The sequence below is a fragment of the Ilumatobacter nonamiensis YM16-303 genome (assembly GCF_000350145.1).
Lineage (GTDB): Bacteria > Actinomycetota > Acidimicrobiia > Acidimicrobiales > Ilumatobacteraceae > Ilumatobacter_A > Ilumatobacter_A nonamiensis.
Genome location: NZ_BAOL01000283.1, coordinates 1 through 7,245, shown reverse-complemented (window position 1 = coordinate 7,245; position 7,245 = coordinate 1). Strand labels below are relative to the sequence as shown.

4 protein-coding genes and 1 pseudogene are annotated in these 7,245 nt (G+C 67.6%); 2 read left to right on the top strand and 3 right to left on the bottom strand.

Features of this window, described 5'->3' with window-relative positions:
- From ON45_RS23555 to ON45_RS19695, 3 genes and pseudogenes are all read right to left on the bottom strand, one after another.
- A pseudogene (locus ON45_RS23555) lies at positions 1 to 683 on the bottom strand (hypothetical protein); the annotation flags it as partial.
- Positions 684 to 771: 88 nt separating this feature from the next.
- A complete protein-coding gene (locus tag ON45_RS19700) occupies positions 772 to 2,289 on the bottom strand; it encodes an extracellular solute-binding protein (protein WP_051063460.1) in 1,518 nt (505 codons plus the stop codon).
- A gap of 167 nt (positions 2,290 to 2,456) precedes the next feature.
- On the bottom strand, positions 2,457 to 3,344 hold the full coding sequence (locus tag ON45_RS19695; protein WP_158412544.1) for a heme-dependent oxidative N-demethylase family protein: 888 nt from the start codon (positions 3,342 to 3,344) through the stop codon (positions 2,457 to 2,459).
- A gap of 42 nt (positions 3,345 to 3,386) precedes the next feature.
- Between ON45_RS19695 and ON45_RS19690 the strand changes: the two genes are divergently transcribed.
- Together ON45_RS19690 and ON45_RS19685 are read left to right on the top strand one after the other, a co-directional pair.
- Complete coding sequence (locus ON45_RS19690; protein ID WP_083915185.1) at positions 3,387 to 6,467, top strand: DEAD/DEAH box helicase; 3,081 nt, start codon at positions 3,387 to 3,389, stop codon at positions 6,465 to 6,467.
- Positions 6,464 to 7,210: a hypothetical protein gene (locus ON45_RS19685; RefSeq protein ID WP_148288793.1), complete on the top strand. Its 747-nt coding sequence runs from the start codon at positions 6,464 to 6,466 to the stop codon at positions 7,208 to 7,210. The genes ON45_RS19690 and ON45_RS19685 overlap by 4 nt, the downstream gene beginning before the upstream one ends.
- Positions 7,211 to 7,245: the final 35 nt, after the last annotated feature.

The following is a 7,245-nucleotide window of genomic DNA, read 5'->3' as shown; positions in this document are numbered from 1 at the left end:
TACTCGGCGGTCCAGAGTCCCGCGATCGCCAGCAGCACGAATCCGACGGCCAGGGTCGACGCCCATCGGGTGATGGTTTCGCGCCGATGACATCCTCCACCCAGCGGCAACGACGCCGCCGAGCGTCGACCGAACATCGCAGCAACGATCAGCCCGCCCGTCACCACCGACGCCGCGACGAAGAGCCACGGAAGATCGAAACCGATCAACTCGGTGAAGTTCGCGACGCAGCGATCGGCGCTGCGGGGAGCGCCGAGCCGCACCAATTGCGTCGACAACCTCAGCGTGCGCAGCGCGGGCCAGTAGAGGAACACGACGAGGACGATCAGGGTCGGCGCGAGGAGCAGCCACGGAGTCACGCGGTGCCCGCGGAACACACCGTGAGCGACGTCGTCGCCGCTCTGTCGACGCCGGAGCTCGGCATCCGGATCCAGCGCGGCTCGACCCAGGTGGATCGCCACGAACCCGGCGGACGCCATCAGTGCGAGCCCGAACCACCGATCGGTCGTGGTGGCCTCGTCACCGAACGTGCAGAACCGCAGCGGGACCATCACCAGCAGCGGGCCACCGAGGCCCAGAGCGAGTCCGGCCGCGGCGCCGAGGAGGCGCGAACGACCGAACGACCCCGCCGCGTGCGCCAGGAGCGCGGCGGCGACGAGGGCGACCAGGACCACTGCAGCCACGGCGAGGGCGACGTTCACGACGTCGCCCTCGAACCGCGGCTTCCGGCATCGAGCGCAACGTGGTGCGCTCGGAAGTCAGACGAGGATGTCAGCTGAACAACTCGTTGTATTCTTCGAGGAGCTGCTGCGCATCCTCCTGCGCCGTCGCCATCCGCTCGGCAGCGTCGACATCGTTGACGAGGATGTCCTCCACCGCTTCGGTGATGACATCGCGGATGGCCACGAAGTTGCCGACCAGGGCACCCGCGGTTGCCGGCGTGGCCGGCGCGGCAGACAGCTGTTCGTTGGCAACCAACGAGTTCGGGTTCTCCTCGAACCAGCCTTCCGATTCGAGCAGGGCGACCGACTCGTTCGTGATCGGGATGTAGCCGGTCGTGCGATGCCAGTCGGCCGCGTTCTCCGGGTTGTTGAGGAAGTTCATGAAGGCGAGCGCCGAATCCTGCTCACTCTCCTCGAGTCCGTCGACCAACCACAAGGTGGCGCCGCCGATGATGTTGCCTCCGCCGTCGGTGGCGTCACCGTTGTGCGGCATGAACGCCGACTCGACGTCGAACCCACCGTTCACGCCCTCGTCGGTCAGCAGCGTGGTGTCCGACGACGAGTACACGAGGAACGGAACCTCCTGGGCGGCGAAGAGGTCGTAGGTCCCGCCCCAGTCCCGCTGGGTACCGGTGTAGGTGTAGAGCCCGTCGTCCTGCAGTCCCTTCCAGAAGTCGATGTAGTCGATCATGGCAGCGGAATCGATCTCGAGTTCCGTCGCCCGTTCCGCACGACCGTTGTCGTTGTTGACGAGGGTGGCGCCCTGCTGAGCGACGCTCTGCTCGAGGAACCAGGAGTGGTTCGGCCATGTGATGCACGAATCGGTCGCTGCATCCGACGCCATGAACTCCTCGCACATCGTGCGGAGGTCGTCCCACGTTTCGGGTGTGCCCTCGATTCCGGCCGCGTCCAGCAGTGTCCGGTTGAGGAACATGGTCGACGACGACGTGTTCCAGGGCATCGACGTGAACGTGCCGTCCACGGTGTAGTAGCTCGCGGCCGACTCCACGACGTCGTCGATCACGACCGGAACGCCGTTGATCTCGTCGCGTCCGCCGATCGCATCCTCGACGTTGGTAAACACGGCGTCGCCGTTCGCTCCCACGGCATCGCGGGCTTCGGTGGTCGCGGCTTCGAAGTACTGGACGACGGCCGGCGGCTCGCCCTGGTCGAACGCGAGCAGGGTCGCGTCGAACAGTGACTCGTAGTCCTCGTAGCCCTGGATCACCACGTCGGCGCCGTCGTTCTGCTCGTTGAAGTCGGCCGCGACCTGCTCGGTCCAGTCGAGGCGATCGTCGGTGAAGGCGATCCAGACGTCGATCGCATCGCCGCTCGCGTCGGCGGTCGCGTCCTCGCTCGGTTCCTCGGTCGCCTCGGTCGCCTCGGTCGCATCCGCGGCGGTCTCGACGGGTGCGTCGCCTTCGTCGGACGCTTCCGCCGTCGTTTCCTCGGTCGCTTCGTCGGCACTGCCGGAGGACTCGCTCGCGTCGTCGGAACCGCACGCAGCGACCAACAGTGAGGAACACGCAAGGAACGCACAGGTCGCGCGGACTCGTCGGGGAATCATGGGTGGATCGTTCTCCTGATACTCGGGGGACCCCCAGCTCGGTCGAGCAGGCGGTGAGGCGGGAACGTACGGACCCGAACGTCGGCGGCGATGGCCGGGCGGTGTCGACGCGGGGGAGTTCAAGCGAACTTCGCGTGAACCGGCGCGTCGCGAATGTCAGGAGGGTGTCAGGCGCCGTGCGTCAGGTCGACGAGCGGCCGGACGTGGCCGACGAGAGCCTTGTACTCGACGATGCCGGGGGACATGGCGGCGACGGCGTCGGCGAGCGCCACAGCCGAGTCCGCGTCGGCGAGGACGGTGGCGATGGGTGCGATGTAGGTGCGGATCGTGAAGAGCACGCAGTTCGTCTCGGGGAATCGACGCAAGGTCTCACGCTCGACCCGGACGAACAATTCGCCGACGGATGGATCGGCTGGACGATCAGCGCCGGTTCCGTCGGCAGGCGTGTAGCCATCGGCCACGTCGATGATGCCCCAGCCGAGTCGCCAGAACGGACGCTCCGGCGTGAGCCGATCGAGGAAGCGATCGACCGCCGGCTCGAGTTGATCGTTCAACTGCGCGACCGGCTCGTGCACCTCGGCCAACGTGAGCCCGAGCTTCGAGCGAAGGTCCCAGCGGTTGGGGAAGCAGACCGAGCCCCCGCCGAACACCAGTCGATCATCACGTTCGGCCATCACCACGAGATCTTCGGGGACCAGTCGACTGGCCGCTTCGAGCGGATGCAGGTTCGCGTCCAACGACACGTCCACGAACGGCTCGGGCCAGCGATGCTTCAGGTGCTCGACGAGCTCATCGCCGATCTCACGGCATTCCGGTTCGATGTCATCGAGCACCTGGAACACGGTCGGCCGATGATCGTCGAGCAACCGCGCCTTCTGGGCGATCCAGCCGTCCGGTCCCTCGGCATCGGGACCCATCTCGATCCAGTCGCGGAGGTCGAGCGGCCGCACGCCGAGCCGCCACCGGAACTCACCGTCGACGACCGACCCCCGCTCCGTCCACGGCGCATACGGCAGTTGATCGACCAACGACACGCCCCCGATCGTACGGGTCACACCGGCAGCGTTGTCAGACCCCCTCGGTAGGTTGAGGGGTTGATGGCACGACCGTCCCGGCACCGGCCGCCGTACGTGGCGCAGGGCACCTGGCGCTCCGGCGCGTTGCACGTGTGGGGCTGGAACGGGTTCGACGCGGCGTCGATGGCGTGGCTGTACTCGGGGTTTCGCACGATCGATCCCGACGGCACGCGCAGCGGGTGGCACGACTCGCCCATCTCCTACGGCGCGATCGCCCGGATCAGCATCGACGTGCCGCATGGCCCCGCTCTGCAAGCGGCATCTGTTCAGCTCGATCCGCTCGGGATCGCCGTCTGGTTGTCCGACCTTCCGCGGGACACCGGGGTCATCTCCGACTCGATCGCGTGGTTCGCGCGCGTCGCTGAGTTGGCACGACGAATGGTCACGGCGGGGCGCATGACGCCCGTCGTCGTGGAAGAGGGTCCCTTCACCGTCGCCCGCTGGACACCGGACGTCGACGACGAGATCGGTGCACTCCTGACCACGCTCGATGCTGCGCGTCCGCCGATCTGCACCGCCGGCTCCGGGCACGACACGCGCAAGATCTTCGAGCTGATGGTCGACGGCGTCGCTCGTGCGACCCTGTCCCAAGGCGGCTGGAAGGCCGACGTCGGCCGAAGCCGGAAGGGCTCGACCCAGGCGCTGCGCGCCGTGTTCGGCGCGCTCGCGAAGCCGGACCACGTCGTGCGCGGCGGCACCGACGAGTTCGTCGTCGCGCTCGCTCAACTGCGTGACGAACTCGACCGCCACCGGCGGAGGTTGTCGGGCGAACCGGTGGTGATTCCCCGGGTGCGGCTGCTGATGTCGCACGACCCGCACGACCCGTGGGAAGCCCGGCTCGAACTCGTCGACGACACCGACTCGATGCGTTGGTGCACCGCAGCAGACCTGTGGGATCGCAACGCTCGCGCGATCGAGGTCGCTCGCGAGGAGCGTCACCTCCCGAACCTGGTCGGGCTGTTGAACGACGTCGTCGCGAGGATCGCACCCGTGGTTCCCGGCCTGGCCGATCTCGCCGTCGAACACGAGCCCACCAGCGTGGAACTCGACCTCGAAACGGCCGAGGACTTCATCGACATCGCGCCGTTCGAGTTGGAGAAGGCGGGCGTCGAACTGATCGGACCCGAACGACTCATCCGCAACACGGTGCGCGTCAGCGGCGAAGCCACCCCCACGCCGCAGGACGACCGCAAGAAGCAGTTCGGACGCGAAGCGCTCGTCGAGTGGAAGTTGGTCGTCGGCGGCGAGGAGATCTCCGACACCGAACTCGAGCGCGCCCAGGAGGCCGGGGCCACGCTTCTGCACACCGGCGACCGATGGGTGCGGATCGACCCCGACGAACTCCGCCGCAAGCGGGACAAGCTGCGGGAGCTGGAGCGGTCCCACAGCACGGTGAGCCCGCTGCAGCTGCTGCAGCTCGCGAACGACGACGAGTCGTCCGAGGACCGACCGACGATCACCGTGCACTCCGACGCAGACGACGTGATGCTCGGACCCGACGGCGAGCCGATCGGCGACGGTGACGACTCGCCCATGACCGACACCGACTGGGTGCGCAACCTGCTCCAGGGCCTCCCGGACGACCGGCTCGAGGAAGTCCAGGAGTCGAGTGAGTTCGTCGGCGAGTTGCGCCACTACCAGCGTCGCGGGCTGGCGTGGATGCAGTTCCTCTCCCGGCTCGGGCTCGGCGGCTGCCTCGCCGACGACATGGGGCTGGGCAAGACCGCGACCACCCTGGCCCACTTGGTCGAACGTCCCGGACCGCACCTGGTGGTCTGCCCGCTGTCCGTGGTGCGCAACTGGCACTCCGAGTCACACCGCTTCACCCCCAAGCTCGAAGTGTCGGTCCATCACGGTTCGCAGCGCGACAAGCAACTCGACCTGATCGTCAAGGCGATGGCTCACCGGTCGGAGGACTCCGACGCGAGCGCGGACGAGATGTTCCTCCTCGATCCCGATCTCCAGATCGTCATCACCACCTACGGGTTGCTGCCGCGCGACCTCGAGCACCTCGGCGCGATCGAATGGTCGACCGTCGTGCTCGACGAGGCCCAGATGGTGAAGAACCCGAACACGAAGGGCGCGCGAGCGGTGCGCCAACTGCGCGCCGACCAGAAGATCGCGCTCACCGGCACCCCGGTCGAGAACCGGCTGAGTGAACTGTGGTCGATCCTGGACGCGGTCAACCCGGGGATCCTCGGCGGGCTCGAGCGGTTCCGCAAGACCTTTGCGTCCCCGATCGAGCGCGCCGCCGACCCGGAGGTGGCCGCCGACGCCGCGGCCAAGTTGCGGCGGATCACCTCGCCCTTCATCCTCCGTCGTACGAAGGCCGACAAGCGGCTGCTCCCCGACCTTCCCGACAAGATCGAGCAGGTCGCCTACGCGAAGCTCACCAAGGAGCAGGCGGCGCTGTACCAGCAGGTCGTCGATCAGCTCCTCGTCGACGCCGAACAGGCGAAGGGCATGCGCCGCCGCGGGCTGGTCCTCGCCGCGCTGATGCGGCTGAAGCAGATCTGCAACCACCCAGCACATGCCCTGAAGGACGGCTCCCGCCTCGCCGGTAGATCGGGCAAGCTGACCCGCTTCGACGAGTTGGTCACCGACCTGCTCGACCAGGGAGAACGCGCGCTCGTGTTCACCCAGTTCCGAGAGATGGGCGACCTCTTGGTGCGCCATGTCAACGAACAGTTCACGTTCGACGCTCCGTTCCTCCACGGCGGTGTGTCGCGCACCAAGCGGGATGCGATGGTCGACAACTTCCAGGACGGGTCCGCGCCGCCACTGTTGATCGTCTCACTGAAGGCGGGCGGTACCGGACTCAACCTCACCGCGGCCAGCCAGGTCATCCACTACGACCGGTGGTGGAACCCGGCGGTCGAGGACCAGGCGACCGACCGGGCGTGGCGGATCGGCCAGACCCAGACCGTCAACGTCCACAAGCTCGTGTGTGAGGGAACGGTCGAGGAGAAGGTCAGCCAGGTCATCGACGACAAGCGTCGACTCGCGGAGCAGGTCGTCGGCACCGGCGAGGGCGAAGCATGGATGTCCGAGCTGAGCACCGACGAACTCCGCGACCTCGTGGTCCTGGAGAAGGATCTGTGAGCCGCCCCCGCAAACCGTTCGGCGCGCAGCAGCCCGGGCGTCTCCCCGCCACGATGATGAAGGTGCTCGCCGCGGAGATGAGCGATCCGCAGCGACTTCGTCGCGGCAAGCAGTACGCGAAGGACGGCTCGGTGCTCGACATCGTCATCGAGAGCGGCATCGTCACGTGCGAAGTGCAGGGATCGCGGTCGATGCCGTACATCGCCTCGCTCGAGGTCACCCCGGGCGACGGAATGCCGCTCCGTCGAGACGTCCACGCGGTCTGCAACTGCCCCGACAACGACAACTGGGACGACCACGCGTGCAAGCACGTCATCGCCACCATGTTCGTCCTCTCCGACGAACTGCTGATGGAACCCGAACTGCTCGACGTGTGGCGCGGCAACGAACGCACCGACCGCGACGATGACGACCGGGATGACGGAGCGGACGATCGGGACGACGGACGCGACGATGCTCGCGTCCACGACGAACCGGCCGACGACCTCCCCCGCCGCCGTCGACATCTCCAACTCGTCCGTGACGGCATGGAGCAGGGCCGCGCGGAGCGGCGTGAGCAGCACGCACAGCGCGAGCGCGAGGCGTTCGTCGACCCGATCGCCGAGGTCCTCCAGGCCCCGGAGGGAACGGTGCTCCCCGAGATCCCGGATCTCGAACGTACCGACGAACGCCTCCCCCGACGCCCCGAACTGGCATCGATCCTCCGTGACGCGTACCGCCACCTCCACCTCGACTGGGACTGAGCCCGCCGTTCTCGTGAACAGTTCGCGCACGGAGC